Source organism: Flavicella sediminum (genome assembly GCF_006381105.1).
GTDB classification, from domain to species: Bacteria; Bacteroidota; Bacteroidia; order Flavobacteriales; family Flavobacteriaceae; genus Flavicella; species Flavicella sediminum.
The window spans coordinates 174,909-194,087 of the sequence record NZ_VDET01000008.1; the positions used below are offsets into that span (position 1 = coordinate 174,909).

The following is a 19,179-nucleotide window of genomic DNA, read 5'->3' on the forward strand; positions in this document are numbered from 1 at the left end:
GTGCAAAGGTACAATATCCTAATGGATATGCAGTCTATTTCCTTTGCTATGGCTACTGAATTCTGGGGCATACATACTTTCTATAGAGCTAATTCCATTGCTGAAATTTCCTGAGTTGTTTGCACGAACATCGTATTCAAAAACATAAGTTCCTTTCGGTAAATTGTCAAAAAAGAAATGGCTACTGGCATCTTTGGTACTTTCATAATAGCCCAATCCATCTTGCCATTTGTAACTTGATAATACGTTAATAGGTTCTACTCCAGCAGCTCTAAGGTCCTTTAGGTGGATGAATTCAAGGTCTCGGTCCGTAGCTATTTCTATTCTAATAGTTATTAAACTACCTACTTTCAAGTTTGTGTTTTCTGTAATTTCTGTCAATACTTTTCCTTGCTTACTGTTCGATTTTAGAAAAAGTTTTTTAGCAATAGTAAGACTGGTATTGGTAGAGGTTATTTTATCTAAATCTTCAAAATATTGCCAATACAAAGCGCCCCAGGCCATTCCTTTGTCTTTTTTAGAAATGGTAACGGTAGCCATTTCAGGTGTAATTTCATTCGGTTTCCAAGATGTTTTGAAATAACCGGTTCCAGCTTCTGTTTTTACGTTTTCTAATTTGCTTGGTTCTATTTTTTTATTTCCTATAACAAGGTCTAGGCTGTTTTCAATAGCTAACCAATCGCTTCCTTGTAATAACAAAGCATAGATCGCTTCGGTAGTGGCTTTGGTGGTTTTCCAACTATGGGTTTGCTTGTTTTTTATTAAGTATTTTTTTAATGCGTCAATTGTTTTGGTGTCATTGTCAATTTCTGCAAAAACTTCAATAAACAGACTTTGAGTTTCTATTGGTGATTGGTACCAGTACCAACTTGATGTATTTTCTTTCCAATACATACCCATCTCCGAAGAAGTGATGCTGTTCTCTTTTAAAGATTGGATAATGTTTTTTGCTAAGGTTTCTTTTCCTTCTCTATAAAGAATCAAAGCAGACAGGCCTTTGTTGTATAATTTTGCTTCTTTCCAAAATTGCGCTGTTTGTTTTTTGTAAAAAGTAAGTGCATTGATGCTTGTATTCGGAATTGCTATTTTGTTATAAAAACTACGCAAGTATAAATAATGCAACTGGCTGCTGTTCAAATGGTTTTTTGCCAAATAGTCTTTTTCTGCTTGAATACCTTTGTTTTTGTTGTTTTCGCGCTGTCTGATTTCAGAAGCTTTTTGGGTCAGTTTGTTGTAATCATCCGTTATTTCTTTATCTAAAAATTGCAAAGCCTTTTTAATTATTTTTTCTTCAGTTACGGAATTACCTTGTATTCCCAATTTTTTTAAATGCCCAAAACCGGCAACAATATGTTGGGTAATATTTCTATTGGCATAGCGACTGCCTTTAAACCAAGGAAAACCACCGTTGCTCATTTGCATTTGCTCCAATTGTTCTAGGTTTTTGGTAAGATTGTTTTTTGTTTTTTCCAAGTCGAATAACAGAGCAATGCGCTTTTTTTGTTCTGTCTCCGATTGCGCATCTCGCAACCAAGGCGTTTCTTGAATGATTAGTGATTTTAGTTCTTGGTTTTTTTCTAGGTTGCTTAGCAAAGCATCACTCGATTGCCATTGTTTAAAAACAGCTTTTATTTTAGGATTGTTATTTACTAAATGGCTAGCCAAAACATTTGCGTAATACCTAGAAAAAGTTTGCTCGGCACATTCGTATGGGTATTCCATTAAATAAGGCAAAGCTTGTACCGCATACCAAGCCGGATTCGTGGTCATTTCTAAAGTTAGCTTGTGGTTTTTAAGAGTTTTTGAAGTGTTGTTTTTTAATTTGTCTAAGCTAAAGGTTTTGGTTTCATTCGCATTTACCCAAAGAGGTAAGGTTTCTGTAACCAACATTCTATTAGATAATACAGGCAATACATTTTGTTCTCCATCTGAAAAATCACCTGCTTTGGCAACTATTTTATACTGAACTGCCTGAATGTTTTCAGGAATTTGTAAAGTCCAAGAGACTTGCGTATTTCCTTTTGCAGCAATAGAAAAGTTTTTTGTTTTTACGGTATTTAGTAAAAACTCGTTAATATTCTTTCCTGTTAGTGCATCCGTAAGTTGTAGCTGCGCAAAACCTGTTAGCTGTTTTGTGCTCATACTGGCAATTTTACTTGAAATGCTTATTTGATCTCCTTCTCGTAAAAAACGAGGAGCGTTTGGCGTGATCATTAATTCTTTTTGTGTAAAGCTTGTGAGGGTTTTAGTGGCAGTTTGCAGTTTTTTTGTGTGGGCTAATAACTGCAATTTCCATTTGGTCAAAGCTTCGGGCATGGTAAATTCAAAACGGATGTCTCCATTTTTATCCGTTCTTAAATGAGGAAAGAAAAAGGCGGTTTCTTTTAAATTGCTTCTTGCCTGTACCTGATTCAATTCTTCTTCTATTTTTTTTAGCCCAGTTTTGGTAGAAATTAGAACAACCCCGTTAGCACCTCTAGCTCCATAAACGGCAGTTGCTGCGGCATCTTTTAAAACATCTAAACTGGAAATGTCATTGACACCAATAGAGCTAAGGTCGAAATTTTCTACAGGAACTCCATCTACAACATATAAAGGAGGAGAATTAGGAGTAGAAGAAGTACCTCTGATGAGAATATTGCTAGATTCACCATTTGTATATCCTAAATTTATTCCAGACACTTGCCCTTGTAAGGCTGAAGATATATCGCTAACTCTAGTTTTGGAAACAGCGCCTGTTAAGCTTGCTTTTCTTTGAGAACCATAACCAACTACAATCACTTCTTCAAGTTCAGAAGAACTTTGTGAGAGCATGATATTGTATTGGTTGTTTTTGGTAAGTTTGATGGTTAGTGGTTCAAAGCCTATATAGGTAAAAGTCAATTTGTCTCTTTTATTTGCTTTTAAAGTGAAATTCCCATCAAAATCGGTGCTTGTACCTTTTGAATTACCTTCAATACTTACAGAAACTCCAGCTATCGGTTGTTTGTCTTCGTCGTATACGGTTCCTTGAATAGTTCCTTTTTTGATGGTTTTGTCGTAGATGTTTTTTAAGACTAAGGTTTTTCTAATGGATTTTAAATAGGAAGTTTGGATCCAGTTGTTGTTTGTAAATGAAAATCCGAACCAATTTAATTGATCGAATTTTTGTTGTTGAAAATGGTATTTAGCATAAGAATTATTTCTTATAACAAAATAAGTCGTACCAAAACTGTTATGTGCGGTGCTGCTATTTCCGTAAGTACGATAGTTGTTTTTTGCTGTTGGAGAAAATTGCCATTGGTGGCTTTTAAATTCATCTAAGGAGGCATCATACATAGAAGCTAAAATTTCTGCTGCAACATTTTCTTTTTGGTTTCCTTTTATTTTAAAGGCCCATGTTTGCTCAGCTCCAGGTTGTAATTTATTTCTAAAAGTTAAGGTTTCAATGGTTAAATTGTGCGCTTTGTAAGGAACAGAAATGCTTAAGTTGCCTTTGTGAAATTCATTGTAATTTACATATTCATATTTTATAGCAAAGCCACCAATATCCTTTTTTGTTACTGGAATTGTTAAGGTTTTAATTTCATTGTTTAAATGAATAAAATGACGTTTTACAATTTTATGGTTTTTTTCAATAGCCAAACTTAGGGTGATGTCTTTTGATGCTGAACCAATTTTCAATTGAATAGTTTCATTAGGTTGGTAATGCTGTTTGTCGGTTTTTATAAAAAATAAATCTTGATCGGCAACCCTAGTCTCTTTGTCAGAAAACACGGAGAATTGCTGTTCTTCTTTTACCGTTTGGTTGAATTTATCGGTACATTCTAGTAGCGCAATATATTTTCCAGAAATCCATTGTTGAATGTTTTTTAATTCAATTTTTTTCGATTTTTCAGTATCGAATTTTTGTTGAAAAACCAGTTTTCCTTTTTCTTGTGAAATTTTATCATAAGGTTCGTTTGGAAATAAAGTTTCAAATTCTGTCTTTGTTATTTCTTGGTAATCAGGAGCCGGCCAACTACGAGATCTTAAGGGTTTTTTAGGCGCTGTTAATTTGTATATTTTCAGAATTCCTTTCGCAGCAACAAACTGATTGTTGAGGTTTTTGGTTTCCAAATGAATGGAATGTGTTGTTTGTGTTTTGTCTAATTTTTCGGGAATAGAAATTTTACTTGTTAAAGCATGGTAGCCCACTTTAATAGTGGTTTGTGTATCATGAGTTTCTCCATTGATATCGGTTACATCTGCGTAAACAACATAATTAAAAGTAGGCTGACTCTCTTTCGTTATTTTTGCATCAGGAATGGCTTTGAAATAAATTTTATAATTTCCTTGTGCATCAGTAGTAGTTTCTCCATGTGTAATTTCTAGTCTTTCAGATTGTTGAAAATTTCTTTGGCTCCAACGATACCAAGATGGGAAATTGGCAGTTCTTACCACACGGTAGCTTACTTTTGCTTCAGAAATAGTACTGCCTGAAAAGGCTGTTGCAGTTCCTGTGGCTATAATACTGTCGTTTAATTTATAGGTTTCTTTGGTAGGCTTAAATTCCGTTTTAAATTTTGGACGTTTGTATTCTTCAACGGAAATGCTAAAATTAGCATCGTAATCAAAATCAAAATCGGCGGTATTATAAAACTTACTTGGCTGTTTTTCACTTTCGTCAATTTCAAAAGAATAAGTTCCTGTTAGTCCATTGTTAGGGAGCTTAAATTCACCAGATATTGCCCCAAATTCATTTAGTTTTAAATCTAATTTTTGTACTTCCTGTCCGTTTGGATCTTCTACAATAAGTTCTACATATTCTTTGGTAAAAGCTTCGGTTTTAGTTCCTTGTTTTTTTAATAATATGGCTTTGAAGAATACGGTTTGTCCTGGTCTGTAAATACTGCGGTCGGTAAAAATAAAAGGTTTTATTTCAATTTCTAAATCCTCTTCCTTGTCGTCATAGCGTTGCCAATCGTTTAAATAGTAATTTCCAAAGTAGGCTGTTTCTTCACCATTTGTTACTGTTGCAACAAGGTTTTGGTGACGGGCTTTGGGTTTGTAGCTGAACCATCCATTTTTGTCTGTTTGAAAACTTTTATCAAGGTGTTTGTTGTAGGTGCTTGTTGTTCGACTGTTTTTTAAATTGACCTTTGCATTCGGAATGGGTCTTCCGTTGTTTCTGTTGACCACTTGGTAACTGTATACTCCATTTTCAGAATTTTGTATCAGTGCAAGGTCTGTGGCTTGTAGGGTACTTATTGCATTTAATTTTGTGTGGCTAATTGTGTCTTTGCTAGTTGTTACAAAAAGAATGTATTCGCCATGTGTAAATTTTGGCGTCACAATTTCGGTTTGGTGTTTTTGAAAGTCGTTTTCTGTTTTTAAAGGGACTTCCCATTTTTCTGTAGGAGGTTTTTTGTTTAAAAAACGAATTTTAAGGGAATCGCTGTAGATTTTACGAAACTGAGCACTTTCTTTTTTATTAATTTTAAAAGCAGTAAAATAAAGCTTGTCAATATTTGAGTACTCAATTAGCAAGCGGGTATGTGAATTTGTAGGAATGTGTTTTTCGCTTTGTATGCGTAGTTTTTTGGATTGAATTTGCGCTTTTAAGGCTAGGCAATTCTTGGATCCTTCACTGTTTGGAAAAAGACCTATTGCCAAGTTACAAGCCGCTAGTGCTTCCTTATTTTTAAATTGATTCTCTGTATTTCCTTTGGGGTTGTATTGATCTGCTTGTTTTTTGTAGCGCTTGGCTATTTTATAATCTAGCTGCGTAGATATGGCATGATGCCTGTATTTTTTTTGTAACTGTTTGTAACTTTGAAGTAATAAGTTTTCTTTGTTTTTAGAAATACTGTTTTTATAAATAAACTCTAAAGCATCTATATAAACAGTAATATAAGCTGTTGGATTTTTATCTTTTTTATGAAAATGAAGAAGTTGTTGATAGGTTTTAAGTGCAGCCAATTCCAAGGAACTACTGTCTTTGTGGACTAAATTTTCTTCTTCAAAATGAGTGAAATAACTGTCTTTTTTTAACTCGAATTTAGATTTAGGTTGACTAATTCTAGCTTCATTTATTTGGTAGAAGTCTAGCGCATTGTGACTTAAAAAGTCAAATAGTGTTGGACGGTATTTTTGAGAATTTTCTTCTAAATCTAAAATGTCCTTATAGCTTTGCAAAGCTGTATTCTGCGTAAGCTTACTATTTTCTAAAGATTTTTTATAATGGAAGGCAATTTCGGAAAATAGCGTTTGCAAATCCCAAGTTCTAAAATCTACGGACTTTGTTTCTGTTTTTGTCCGTTGGTAAATTTTCCATCTGTTTTTGTTGTAATATTCCCAATACAATTTGGCAAGAATACTTTCTAAAATATTTTTTGTAGGACTTGCAGAAGTTTTAATTTCTGCTTGTAATTGGGTAATCACTTTTATTTCTGAATCTTCTTCTAATACAAATGAGAATTTGCTTTTGTAGATCAGTGTTTTTATAAGTTGAGGTGAGTTTTTATCTTTTTTAGCTTTTAAGTAAATTTTTTCAACTTCAGAACTGGCCGATTTGGGTAGAAGTTTGAGTTCATAGGCATGTACATTTTCCCATAAACTACTATATGTATTGTGTTTTTTTTGTCCCTTAATAGCTAAAGAAATGGTAAGGAATAGGAGAATTAAAAATATCTTTTTCATGGGAATTGTTTTTTTGTACAAATTACTCTAAAATTATAGAATCTCTTCTTAGGTTTTGAAATATTCTTTTTGGAAATCCTTACTTTTACAATTCAAAAATAATCTTTTTATGAACATACATTTTATAGCGATTGGAGGAAGTGCGATGCACAATTTGGCACTGGCATTATATCAAAAAGGATACCAGATAACAGGTAGTGATGATGCTATATTCGAACCTTCAAAATCTAGATTGGATGCAAAAGGATTATTGCCAGATGCATTCGGTTGGTTTCCTGAAAAAATTTCAACAAAATTAGATGCTATCGTTTTGGGAATGCATGCGAAGGCCGACAACCCAGAGTTGTTAAAGGCACAAGAATTGCGTGTGAAAATTTATTCTTATCCTGAGTTTTTATACGAGCAGTCAAAAGATAAAACCAGAGTGGTGATTGGTGGTTCTCACGGAAAAACGACCATTACTTCTATGATATTACATGTGTTGAATTATCATGATGTTGCTGTTGATTATATGGTAGGTGCACAATTGGAAGGTTTTGATACCATGGTGCATTTGACTGAGGAAAATGAATTTATAATTTTAGAAGGCGATGAATATTTATCTTCTCCGATAGACAGAAGGCCTAAATTTCATTTATACAAACCGAATATAGCTTTGCTAAGTGGTATTGCTTGGGATCATATCAATGTATTTCCAACTTTTGAAAATTACAAAGAGCAGTTTCAAATATTTACAGATTCCTTGACCAATGGAGGGATTATGGTGTATAACGAAGAAGATACACATGTAAAAGATGTGGTAGAAGGAAGTTCACATACCATAAAAAGGTATGCCTATGGAACACCAAAGTATCATATTGAAAATGGAGTGACCTATTTAGAAACTCCGGACGGAGCTATGCCTTTAGAAATATTTGGCGGACATAATTTACAAAACTTAGCAGGAGCAAAATGGATTTGTCAGCATGTGGGTGTGGGAGAAGAAGAATTTTACGAAGCCATTGCCAGTTTTAAAGGAGCGAGTAAACGTTTGGAGAAAATTGTAGAAAATAAGAGTACAGTTGTTTTTAAAGATTTTGCGCATTCGCCATCAAAAGTAAAAGCAACAACAACTGCTGTTAAAAATCAATATGCAAAAAGAACGGTTTTAGCCTGTTTAGAATTGCATACCTATAGCAGTTTGAACGCTGAGTTTTTGGAAGAATATGTTGGAGCATTGGATAAGGCAGATAAAGCAGTTGTTTTTTATTCACCAAGTGCAGTTAAAATAAAACAATTAGAAGAGGTTACTGAAAAACAGATCAAAGATGCTTTTAAAAGAGACGACTTAATTGTATATACGAACCCTAAGGAATTTAAAGATTATTTGTTTTCTCAAAATTTAGAGCAAACAGCTTTGTTATTAATGAGCTCAGGGAATTATGGCGGTTTAGATTTTGAAGAAGTCAAAAATTTATTGAATTAAAAAGGGAGTGTAATAAAAAAAGGGAACAAATAAAATTTGTTCCCTTTTTTGTATGTATATATTAAGTTCAGTGCTTAAAATCTTTTTCCAATTCCAATTCCAACAGACCAAGTAGCCGTATGATTTGGTCGAAAATCGTAGAATATAGTGGGTGCTACATCCCAATCTTTAGCAAATTCTACTTCGTATTCAATTCCCGTTCTGATAATGAATAAATTTTCATTTTTTTCATACTCAATACCGCTACCCAGAACTAAAATCCATTCTTCGTAAAATTTCCAAAGCATGTCAAAGGTTAAAACAACAGGATATTCTTTTGAAACAGAAATGGTATGCTCTTTTTCTAATTCAAAAATTTCTAGTTCTAAATCGTTGTGAAATCCAATTCCCCATTCTTCATTAAACCAGTATTCTATGTCCAGTCCTAAAGAAGGAACAATTACGGTCTGATCTCCCTGATTTGTAGCCAAAGGAATGTAGGTGTGACTAAGTATTGGGCTAATTCTGAAATGTTTAAAGCTTTCTTGTGCAAAGGAGTTAAAAGTTAGAAAGAAGCTAGAAATTATTAAAATATGTAAGATTGTACGGGTGTTCATTTGAATGCTATTAAGTTGCAAAATTACGGATAATATCATGTTTGCTTTATGATATTTGTTAGTTTTTTTCTTAAGGAAATCTAATTGGAATATAGTCTGAGAATCATGAATGATAGTTTTGAAATTTAGTAGTAATTCTTGTGTTTTGTTTGAAAGATGTTGAAATGTAAAATTCTACTACAATATTAATGTTCTTTAAAGTTTTAGGAACCTGTGTTTTGATTTAACGACAATCGCCAATAGCTATCCTCTTTTTATTTTTTTTTGATAAATTTCATTCGCGATTTTTTTAACATTTTTTTAAAGGATTATTTATTAGGTCATATAAATCTATTACTATAATTTTGTGGCTGGTATGTACAAAGCACAAAAAAAACACTTCATATTTCAGCTTGTTTTACTCTTGTTCGGATTTGCAAATTTATATGCAAATTCAAATAATGATCAGGCTGCGTCTTTTTCTAAGAAATTAGACGAGTGCGTTCGTATCGAAAATCATCTTTTTTTTAAGAGCAATCCTGTTGAACATAAAAATGAAGAGGATTTATTTATAGAAGTTGTAGAAGAGGATTTGGAAGAAGAGGTTGAAGAGAGTTTAGATAGCTCTTCTTCTTTTAACTTTAAAAATATTGAAACCGGAACGGGGTTTCATGCGCAACGACTAGAATCTATTTCTTGCAAACGCAAAGAAGCAATCCAATACTTTAAGAGATGTGCTGGTTGTGTTTGTGATAGACTTTATGTAAAGTTTCAGGTCTTTATTATTTGATTATTCTTAACAGTAGGCTCAACTAACAACTTTTTATATAGGAGCTTGTCTGTAAAATCACGCCTTTTAATTATTAAAATAACAACAAGTGTTGGCATCATTAAGATGCTTAACATGAGTATTCTATAGTAAGAATCAATTACATCAAAAAAGATGAAATCATGAAAAATAACTTCATTTTCATAGGATTACTAGTATCCTTAATTCAAATTAGTTGTGAAACTAAAAAAATAGAACATAAAGAAGATATCGAGTTTCTTGTAACCAATCCAATCAGAAAAGATACTTCAATAACAAAAGATTATGTCAGTCAAATTCACTCAATTAGTCATATTGAACTAAGAGCAATGGAAAAAGGATATTTGCAAAAAATATCTGTTGATGAAGGTCAGTATGTAAAGAAAGGGCAAATCATGTTTCAAATTATGCCGAATATATACAAAGCAGAACTTTTAAAAGTACAGGCAGAAGCAAGAGCGGCAGAAATAGAATATAAAAACACCAAGCATTTGGCCGCGGGGAATGTCGTTTCTAAAAATGAATTGGCTATGGCGAAAGCAAATTTAGAAAAAGCTAAAGCAGATGTAGTATTGGCTCAAACACATTTAGATTTTACTACCGTTAGAGCTCCCTTTAATGGAATTATGGATCATTTACATGAAAGAGAAGGGAGTCTTTTAGAAGAAGGAGAATTATTGACAAGTCTGTCGGATAATAGTAAAATGTGGGTTTATTTTAATGTGCCTGAAGCAGAATATTTAGATTATATCGTCAGTGCAAATAAAGGTGTAAAACAAGAAGTTGCACTTTTGATGGCCAATAACAAACTGTTTGATAAAAAAGGAGTCGTGGAAACTATTGAAGCAGAATTTAACAATCAAACAGGTAATATTGCTTTTAGAGCAACTTTTCCAAATCCCGATCGAATTTTAAGACATGGACAAACGGGTAGTATAATTATGCGTGTTCCGCTTAAGAATGCCATTATTATTCCTCAAAAAGCAACCTTTGAAATTTTGGATAAAAAATATGTTTTTGTTGTTGATGAAGACAATGTGGTAGCACAAAGAGAAATAACTGTAGGGGCAGAATTACCTCATTTGTTTATTATAGAAGAAGGACTAACAGAAAAAGATGTGATTCTTCTAGAAGGTATTAGAGTTGTTAAGAACAATGAAGAAATTCATACCAAATTTTTAGCATCAAATAAAGTGTTGGCTGGTTTAGATCTTTATGCCGAGTAATTTAAAATTTAATCTACAAAATACATGTTTAAAAAATTTATAAAAAGACCGGTTTTGGCGATTGTCATATCGGTTATAATAGTCTTTATTGGAGGGCTTGCGATTAAACAATTGCCTATTTCTCAATTTCCACAAATTGCACCAACAACAGTAAATATTTTTATCGCTTATCCAGGGTCGAGTGCTGATGTTTTGGTGAATTCAACCTTAATTCCTTTAGAAACAGCGATCAATGGTGTTCAAGGAATGCGTTATATAGCATCAGATGCTACAAGTGCCGGAGAAGCAACACTTCGTATTGTTTTTGAACCAGGAACAGATCCTAATCAAGCTGTAGTTCGAGTCAAAACTAGGGTAGACCAAGTAATGCCTTTGTTGCCTGATTTAGTTCAGCGAGAAGGGGTTATTATTACTCCTGTACAGCCAAGTATGTTGATGTATATAAATCTTTCAAGTGAAGATAAAAATAACGATGAAAAATTTCTATACAACTACGCGTATACCAAAGTTATCCCTGAAATTCAACGTATCAACGGAATTGCAAGTGCAAAAATATTGGGAAGTAGAAAATATGCCATGCGTGTTTGGTTAAAGCCTGATAGAATGCGCGCTTATAATATTTCTGCGGAAGAGATTTTAGAAGCCATGGAGGATCAGAGTATTTTAGCAAGACCTGGTAGATTGGGTAGGAGTTCGGGTATGACTTCTCAAGCATTAGAATATGTTTTGACTTATCAGAATAGGTATGACAAACCAGAGCAATACAAAAAAATTATTATTCGGGCCAACGAAGAGGGAGAGTTGATTACTTTGGCAGATATTGCAGATGTGAAATTGGGAAGTGAGTTTTTCGATATCTATTCTAATTTAGATGGAAAACCTTCGGCTTCCATTGTTTTAAAGCAGACTTTTGGAAGTAATGGTAGTGATGTTATTAAAGCTGTAAAAGAAAAGTTAGCAGAGTTAGAAGTTGATTTACCTCCCAATGTAGATTTTCAAATTAGTTATGATGTATCCAACTTTTTAGATGCTTCTATAGAGCAAGTTTTACATACACTTAGAGATGCATTCATTCTAGTAGCTCTGGTCGTGTTCTTGTTTTTAGGAGATTGGAGATCAACGCTAATTCCTATTATTGCGGTACCGGTATCTTTGATAGGATCCTTTTTTGTAATGCAGTTATTTGGTTTGTCAATTAACCTGATCACCCTTTTTGCATTGGTGTTGGCTATTGGTATTGTGGTAGATAATGCTATTGTAGTGGTAGAGGCAGTTCATGTTAAAATGGAAGAAGAGCACTTGTCTCCTTATAAAGCCTCTTCAGAAGTATTAGGTGAAATTGGTGGAGCCATTATTGCTATCACCTTAGTGATGGTTTCAGTATTTATTCCCATTTCATTTATGACAGGTCCGGTAGGAGTTTTCTACAGACAATTTTCTATTACTATGGCAGGTTCAATTGTAATTTCTGCAATTGTAGCCTTAACCTTGACGCCTGTATTGTGTGCAATGCTGCTTAAAAATAATCATGGAAAAACGAAAAAATCACCAATAGATAAATTTATCATTTGGTTTAATAAGGGGTTTGAAAGGTTGACAGGTAGTTATGTCAAAATTTTAAATAAAATTGTTGCTAGACGTGTCGTAACTTTTGGTATGTTAATCGCATTTTGTGTGGGTATTTATATCACAAATGAAGCCTTACCCGCAGGGTTTATTCCAAATGAAGACCAAGGAATGATTTATGCGATTATTCAAACGCCCCCTGGAGCTACTTTAGAGCGTACCAATGAAGTTGCAAAAAAACTACAAGTCATTTGTGAAGAAACGGAAGGCGTTGAGTCGGTATCTTCTTTAGCGGGTTATGAAATTATGACCGAAGGACGTGGGTCTAATGCGGGTACTTGTTTGATTAGTTTGAAGCCGTGGTCTGAACGTCATCATTCGGTTCATGAGATTATGGAAGAATTGGAAGAGGAAACCAAGGATTTAGGAGCTGTTATTGAATATTTTGAGCCACCGGCTGTTCCTGGTTTTGGTTCGTCAGGTGGGTTTTCAATGCGTTTGTTAGATAAAACGAACTCTACAGATTACCATCACTTTGAGAAAATAAATAATGAGTTTATGGAAGCCTTGTCTAAACGTAAAGAAATTACAGGTTTGTTTACTTTTTTCTCAGCAAACTATCCTCAATATGAGCTAAAGATCAACAATAAGATTGCCATGCAAAAAGGGGTTACTATTGGCAATGCGATGGAAAACCTGAACATTTTAATTGGTAGTACCTATGAGCAAGGATTTATTCGTTTTGGTCGATTCTTTAAAGTGTATACACAAGCTGCTCCAGAATACAGAAAATTACCTTCTGATTTAGGAAAGCTATTTGTGAAAAATGAGGAAGGAGAAATGGTGCCTTATTCTGCTTTTATGTCTATTGAAAAGAAATTAGGTCCGAATGAGATTACTAGATACAATCTTTACAATTCCGCATCCATAAGAGGACTACCTGCTCCTGGTTTTACAAGTGGTGATGCTATTAAAGCCATCAAAGAAGTTGCCGCGAAAGAATTACCTAAAGGCTATGATATTGCTTGGGAAGGATTGTCATATGATGAAGCTAATAGAGGGAATGAATCGTTATACATTTTTATAATCGTTTTGATATTTGTGTATTTCGTTTTAGCGGCACAATATGAAAGTTTTTTATTGCCTTTTGTGGTTATTCTATCACTTCCAGTGGGAGTTTTAGGTTCGTTTATATTTTTAGAATCTATGGGATTGGCAAATGATGTATATGCACAAATTGGTGTCATAATGCTTGTAGGTTTGTTGGGTAAAAATGCCGTATTAATTGTGGAGTTTGCTGTTCAAAAAAGAAGACAGGGAGCAACAATACTCGAGGCAGCTATCGAAGGGGCAAGAGCAAGATTTAGACCTATATTAATGACTTCGTTTGCGTTTATTGCGGGGTTAATACCTTTAGTTTTTGCGAGTGGTGCAGGCGCAATTGGAAATAGAACTATTGGTGGTTCTTCTTTAGGAGGTATGCTTATTGGAACCATTTTCGGAGTTTTAATTATTCCAGGCCTCTATTATGTTTTCGCAAAAATTGCAGATGGTAATGTTCTTATTAAAGATGAATCATACGAACCTCTTTCAGAAGAATTTATTCGCAAAAATGAGGTGGAAGATAGAAGTGAAATAAATACGGTTCAAATTAGCAAATTAAAAAAACTGTTAGCGAAACTCAGTAAAAAAAATAAAGATGAATAATATAGATATAAGAAAAATCTGTTTAGTGGGTGTTGTTGCATTGCTAATGCTGAATTCCTGTGTTCCGACAAAAACGATAAGAAAAGCAAATACAGTTGTTCCAACGCGCTATGATAATCAGCGTATAGATTCTGTGAATACAGTCATGATGAGCTGGAAAGATTATTTTTCAGACGAAAAGCTTATTGCACTCATAGATTCCGCATTGGTTAAAAATCAGGAATTAAATATTATGAGCCAGCAACTAAATATTGCTAAAAATGAAATTCAGGCTAAAAAAGGAGAATATTTGCCTTTTGTAAATGTATATACTGGTGCTGATGTGGATAAAGTAGGAGCGTATACTAGAAATGGTGCTGTTGAAAAAAATCTGAATGTGTATGAAAATGAAGCTTTTCCAGAACCATTAGCGAATTACACTCTAGGACTATCTGCTTCCTGGGAACTTGATATTTGGAAAAAATTGAGAAATGGTAAAAAAGCAGCCGTTTTAGATTATTTAGGAACCGTTGAAGGGAAGAATTTTATGATTACTAATTTAGTATCAGAAATTGCAAATACCTATTATGAACTGATTGCTTTGGATAACCAATTATTGATGATTGAGCAGAATTTAAAAATTCAAATAAAAGCTCAAAAAATGGTGCATCTTCAAAAAGAGTATGCTAGAGTAACTCAGTTAGCGGTTCGTAGATTTGATGCTGAGGTATTGAAAAATCAAAGTAATATCTACGAAGTCCGACAAAAAATTGTGGAGGCTGAAAATAAAATAAACTTTTTATTAGGTAGGTATCCACAGCATGTTCAACGAGATTCTGACAATTTTATAGAGAAGGTTATTGATCCTGTGGCCGCTGGAATACCTTCTCAATTATTAGCCAACCGTACGGATATCAGGCAAGCTGAGCTAGAGCTGGCTATGTTAAAGTTGAATACGAAAATTGCAAAAGCAAATTTTTATCCTTCAATAGGGCTTAAAGCAGGTGTTGGTTTGGAAGTTTTTAAACCAAAATATCTTTTAAATGTTCCAGAGTCGCTTTTGTATTCTTTAGGAGGAGATATCGCAGGACCACTTATTAATAGAAGAGCTATAAAAGCGGACTATTTCAGTGCAAATAATAGACAGTTACAAGCGGTGTTTGACTATGAGAAAACTATTTTGAATGCATTTATTGAAGTTACGAATGAACTTTCAAATATTGAAAATCTAAGAAGAAATTACGATTTGAAAGCGAAACAGGTTGCGGCTTTGACAGAGTCTATTGATCTTTCAATGCGATTGTTTAGGTCAGCAAGAGCAGAGTATACTGAGGTTTTGTTAACGCAAAGAGAAGCCCTTGATTCTAAAATAGAAATTATTGAAACTAAAAAAGAACAACTTTTGGCAAATGTGAAAGTTTACAAAGCTTTGGGAGGTGGTTGGAAATAATTACGGATCAAATATTGATAAAAAAGCCGCACTGTAGTCTATACATTGCGGCTTTTGTTTTTTTTAAATTGTATGTTTTATTAGTTTTTTCGCCAAAAGAAAGGTGTAAAAAGGATCAATACCGTAAACAGTTCTAAACGACCAATTAACATTAAAAAGGAACAAAATAATTTAGCAGGATCTGTTAAGTTTGCATAATTATTTACCGGTCCCAATGTACCCAAAGCAGGCCCTACGTTTCCTAGTGATGATGCTGCGGCACTAATAGCCGAAAGAAAATCGAGTCCCATAAAACTTAATATGATGGAACTTCCAATAAAAATGAGCATGTAAATAACAAAGAAGGACAAGATGTTAAAAACAATAATTCTGGAAACGCCTCTGCCATCGTATCTTACAGGGATAATTGCATTGGGATGCAGTTGTTTTTTGAATTCTAGGATACTGTTTTTAATCATAATAATATGGCGTACGATTTTAACGCCTCCACTAGTTGATCCGGCAGAACCTCCTACAAGAAATAATGAAAAAATTAACATGGTGGCTAATGAATTCCACATGGTGTAATCTGCAGATATAAAACCTGTCGTTGTAATAACTGAAATTACTTGAAAACTTGCATGTCTAAAAGCACTTTCTAAAGAGCCCCAAGGCATTGGGTGTTGCACCGTAGTTTGTAAATTTGGATCTTGAAAAAACTGAATGATAAGCGTAATGACTATGGTAAATGTTAGTACGCCAAAAAAGTAGTATTTAAACTCTTCGTTTTGGAACATTTTTTTCACTTTCCCTTTTAAGGCAAAATACGTCAGTATAAAATTGGTACCAGCAATAAACATAAATACAATAATGATGTATTGTATCATTGGCATATGGTTCCAGTAAGCCATACTTGCATTTTTGGTAGAAAAACCTCCCGTACTTAGTGTTGCCATGGCATGATTGATAGCATCAAACCAAGTCATACCCGCAATTTTTAATAGAAAAAATTCAGTTATGGTAAGCGAAAAATAAATCAACCACAAACGTTTTGCGGTTTGTGTAATTCTAGGGTGCATTTTATCTGCTGAAGGTCCTGGTGCTTCTGCCATAAACAATTGCATACCACCAATACCTAATAAAGGTAAAATAGCAATGGTTAAAACAATAATTCCCATTCCTCCAATCCAGTGCGTCGCACTTCGCCAAAATAAAATTCCGTTAGGAAGAGCCTCTATATCATTGACAACGGAAGCTCCTGTAGTAGAATAACCTGAAATGGTTTCAAAAACGGCATCTACAAAGCTAGGAATCGTTCCGGTAAAAAGATAAGGCAAGGCACCGGTTAAAGTAAGTACAAACCAACCTAAAGTTACAATGATATATCCTTCTCTTTTTTTTAAGATTTTGGGGGCATTTCTGTTGAAAAACCACATCAGAAAACCTGTAAGAATGGTGACACCACCTGCTGTTAATATACCTGTGGCTGCTTCTTCCTGATGATAAAGACTAAAGGGAGCCGATAACAACATAAAAACTCCGTTCAAAATAGCCGTAAGTCCTAAAAAACTAACGACAATTTTGAGATTTAAATTACCTGTATTCATGATTAGTTGTTAAAAAGCTTTTCTACATCTCCAATCGCTTCAGGAAGACAAAATATAATAACACGATCTCCTTTTTCAATTTGAAAATTTCCAAAGGTCATCATGGCTTCTCCTTTCCTAACAACCCCTCCAATAACGGCTTTTTTAGTCAAGTTAATATCTTTGATTTGGCCTTTTGTGACTTTGCTATTTCTTCGAACAAAAAATTCTAAGACTTCTGCATCAACATTGTGTAAATTGGCAAGTGCTAAAACTTTTCCTTTTCTAACATGTCTAAAAATGGCACTTGCAGCCAATAGTTTTTTGTTGATCAAGGTGTCAATTCCGATGGTTTGAGAAATATTGATATAATCCATGTTTTCTACCAAGGCAATTGTTTTCTTTACACCTTTTGATTTGGCAACCAAACAAGACATGATATTGGTTTCTGAATTACCGGTAACAGCAACAAAGGCATCCATATTAGCCAAAGACTCCTCTTCTAATAGCTCAACATTTCTACCGTCACCTTGTACAATTAAGGCATCGCATAAACTGTCGGCCAACTCAAAAGCTCGGTCTCTATTTCGCTCAATTAATTTGACATTAAATTCGTTAGAGCATAATGATTTTGCGGCTTTTTGACCAATTTTACTTCCACCAAGAATCATTACTTCCTTGATTCCAATTTTTTCTTTCCCGATGAGTTTGTAAATTTTATCTACAGAATCGGCAGTGACAGAAAAATAAACCTGATCGTGATGTTTGAACAAGGTGTTTCCTCTAGGAATGATAGTTTCTACGGTGTTTTCTCTTTTTAGGGAAATGGTTGTAAAGTTGATGTCATAAAATTCTTCTTTGGCTTCTTGAACGGTTTTATTAACCAAAGGAGATTTTGAAGACAAACGAGCTCCTAAAATATTAATCAATCCGTTTTCAAATTCTATTTTGTCGTTAAATACGGATTCTTTCAGTAAAACTTCTATTTCTTGTGCAGCTAAATATTCTGGTGAAATCATATAATCGATTCCAACTTCTGCAAAATTTATTTCATCAGTAGTTAAAAATTCTGTGTTAGAAATTCTAGCAATGGTTTTTTTAACGCCTAATTTTTTACTCAAAGCAGCTACGGTTAGGTTGGTGTTTTGAGATTCGGTTACGGCTAATAATAAATCTGCATATTGAATACCAACATCTTTTAAGGTTTTAATAGAAGTGGCGTCGCCTTTTAAAGTAATTACGTCAAGATGTTCGTCGATGTATTTTAATTTTTTAGCATCGGAATCAATGACATAAGTGTCTTGTGATTCGTTGGATAGTAATTTAGCTAAGTGGAAACCTACATCTCCAGCACCAGCAATGACAATTTTCATTTTTTATGGTTTAACCGTAAAGTTGCTTCGTAGATTGTCTGAAAAGCAACAAATTATAATTCAACAAAGATATTACTCTTATCTTTGATAGAAAAATTAACGCTATGATTAATGAAAAGAAATCGTTCACGATAAAGGATTGGGCTGCGTCAGATCGGCCTCGAGAAAAATTAATTTCTAAAGGGATTCAGAGTCTTACAGATGCTGAGCTTGTTGCTGTTTTAATAGGTTCAGGAAACCGGAAAGTGAGTGCTGTTGAGCTGGCTAAAATAATACTGTCGGCTTGCGATCATAATTTGCGCAACCTATCACAACTTTCGCTTGAGCAATTGTTGGTTTTTGATGGCGTAGGAGAAGCTAAAGCCAGTGCAATTATTACGGCTTTAGAATTGGGTCGAAGATGCTTTTCGGAACAAAATTTAAGCAGTGACAAAATTACAAGTAGTAAGGATGTGTTCGGCATTATGTGTTCAGAAATAGGATCCTTGCAACATGAAGAGTTTTGGGTATTGTATTTAAATAATTCTAATAAAATTTTGCAGAAGCAGCAAATAAGCAAAGGAGGGCTTACGGGTACTGTTGTAGATGTACGGTTGGTTTTAAAAAAAGCTTTGAATTTGTTGGCTACCGGAATTATTTTATGTCACAACCACCCTTCAGGAAATTTAACACCAAGTACGGCTGATAAACAGATAACCAATAAACTAAAAGCCGCAGGAGAAACCATGGATATAAAAGTTTTGGATCATCTCATAATCACTGAAAAAATGTATTTTAGCTTTGCAGATGAAAATTTACTGTGATT

At 33.9% G+C, this 19,179-nt stretch carries 10 protein-coding genes; 6 read left to right on the top strand and 4 right to left on the bottom strand.

Annotated elements, in window-relative coordinates; translation table 11 throughout:
* Positions 1-18: 18 nt before the first annotated feature.
* Positions 19-6,660: an alpha-2-macroglobulin family protein gene (locus FGM02_RS10855; RefSeq protein ID WP_139958403.1), complete on the bottom strand. Its 6,642-nt coding sequence runs from the start codon at positions 6,658-6,660 to the stop codon at positions 19-21.
* A 109-nt stretch (positions 6,661-6,769) separates the two neighbouring features.
* On the opposite strand from FGM02_RS10855, the gene FGM02_RS10860 reads away from it, so the two are divergent.
* Positions 6,770-8,125, top strand: a complete 1,356-nt coding sequence (locus FGM02_RS10860; protein ID WP_139958404.1) for a UDP-N-acetylmuramate--L-alanine ligase — start codon at positions 6,770-6,772, stop codon at positions 8,123-8,125.
* Between the two features lie 74 nt (positions 8,126-8,199).
* Here FGM02_RS10860 and FGM02_RS10865 read toward each other — a convergent pair whose 3' ends face one another.
* Positions 8,200-8,721 carry a hypothetical protein gene (locus FGM02_RS10865; protein ID WP_139958405.1) on the bottom strand — a complete coding sequence of 174 codons (522 nt, stop codon included), beginning with the start codon at positions 8,719-8,721 and terminating at the stop codon, positions 8,200-8,202.
* 355 nt (positions 8,722-9,076) lie between these two features.
* Between FGM02_RS10865 and FGM02_RS10870 the strand changes: the two genes are divergently transcribed.
* From FGM02_RS10870 to FGM02_RS10885, 4 genes are all read left to right on the top strand, one after another.
* Complete coding sequence (locus tag FGM02_RS10870; RefSeq protein ID WP_139958406.1) at positions 9,077-9,490, top strand: hypothetical protein; 414 nt, start codon at positions 9,077-9,079, stop codon at positions 9,488-9,490.
* Between the two features lie 161 nt (positions 9,491-9,651).
* Positions 9,652-10,734, top strand: coding sequence for an efflux RND transporter periplasmic adaptor subunit (locus FGM02_RS10875; protein WP_139958407.1), 1,083 nt, complete (start codon positions 9,652-9,654; stop codon positions 10,732-10,734).
* Between the two features lie 24 nt (positions 10,735-10,758).
* Positions 10,759-14,007 carry an efflux RND transporter permease subunit gene (locus FGM02_RS10880; protein ID WP_139958408.1) on the top strand — a complete coding sequence of 1,083 codons (3,249 nt, stop codon included), beginning with the start codon at positions 10,759-10,761 and terminating at the stop codon, positions 14,005-14,007.
* Positions 14,000-15,436 (top strand): TolC family protein, encoded by a 1,437-nt coding sequence (locus FGM02_RS10885; RefSeq protein ID WP_139958409.1) that lies wholly within the window; start codon positions 14,000-14,002, stop codon positions 15,434-15,436. The genes FGM02_RS10880 and FGM02_RS10885 overlap by 8 nt, the downstream gene beginning before the upstream one ends.
* A gap of 80 nt (positions 15,437-15,516) precedes the next feature.
* On the opposite strand, the gene FGM02_RS10890 is transcribed toward FGM02_RS10885, so the two are convergent.
* Complete coding sequence (locus tag FGM02_RS10890) at positions 15,517-17,022, bottom strand: TrkH family potassium uptake protein (RefSeq protein ID WP_139958410.1); 1,506 nt, start codon at positions 17,020-17,022, stop codon at positions 15,517-15,519.
* A 2-nt stretch (positions 17,023-17,024) separates the two neighbouring features.
* Positions 17,025-18,374 (bottom strand): Trk system potassium transporter TrkA, encoded by a 1,350-nt coding sequence (gene trkA / locus FGM02_RS10895; RefSeq protein ID WP_139958411.1) that lies wholly within the window; start codon positions 18,372-18,374, stop codon positions 17,025-17,027.
* 104 nt (positions 18,375-18,478) lie between these two features.
* On the opposite strand from trkA, the gene radC reads away from it, so the two are divergent.
* The gene (gene radC / locus FGM02_RS10900; RefSeq protein ID WP_139958412.1) at positions 18,479-19,177 is read left to right on the top strand and encodes a RadC family protein; all 699 of its coding nucleotides are present in this window, start codon (positions 18,479-18,481) and stop codon (positions 19,175-19,177) included.
* Positions 19,178-19,179: the final 2 nt, after the last annotated feature.

Coding starts and splice junctions, on each gene's coding strand:
- FGM02_RS10855 (WP_139958403.1), bottom strand. CDS start 6,660: ATGAAAAAGATATTTTTAATTCTCCTATTCCTTACCATTTCTTTAGCT.
- FGM02_RS10860 (WP_139958404.1), top strand. CDS start 6,770: ATGAACATACATTTTATAGCGATTGGAGGAAGTGCGATGCACAATTTG.
- FGM02_RS10865 (WP_139958405.1), bottom strand. CDS start 8,721: ATGAACACCCGTACAATCTTACATATTTTAATAATTTCTAGCTTCTTT.
- FGM02_RS10870 (WP_139958406.1), top strand. CDS start 9,077: ATGTACAAAGCACAAAAAAAACACTTCATATTTCAGCTTGTTTTACTC.
- FGM02_RS10875 (WP_139958407.1), top strand. CDS start 9,652: ATGAAAAATAACTTCATTTTCATAGGATTACTAGTATCCTTAATTCAA.
- FGM02_RS10880 (WP_139958408.1), top strand. CDS start 10,759: ATGTTTAAAAAATTTATAAAAAGACCGGTTTTGGCGATTGTCATATCG.
- FGM02_RS10885 (WP_139958409.1), top strand. CDS start 14,000: ATGAATAATATAGATATAAGAAAAATCTGTTTAGTGGGTGTTGTTGCA.
- FGM02_RS10890 (WP_139958410.1), bottom strand. CDS start 17,022: ATGAATACAGGTAATTTAAATCTCAAAATTGTCGTTAGTTTTTTAGGA.
- trkA (WP_139958411.1), bottom strand. CDS start 18,374: ATGAAAATTGTCATTGCTGGTGCTGGAGATGTAGGTTTCCACTTAGCT.
- radC (WP_139958412.1), top strand. CDS start 18,479: ATGATTAATGAAAAGAAATCGTTCACGATAAAGGATTGGGCTGCGTCA.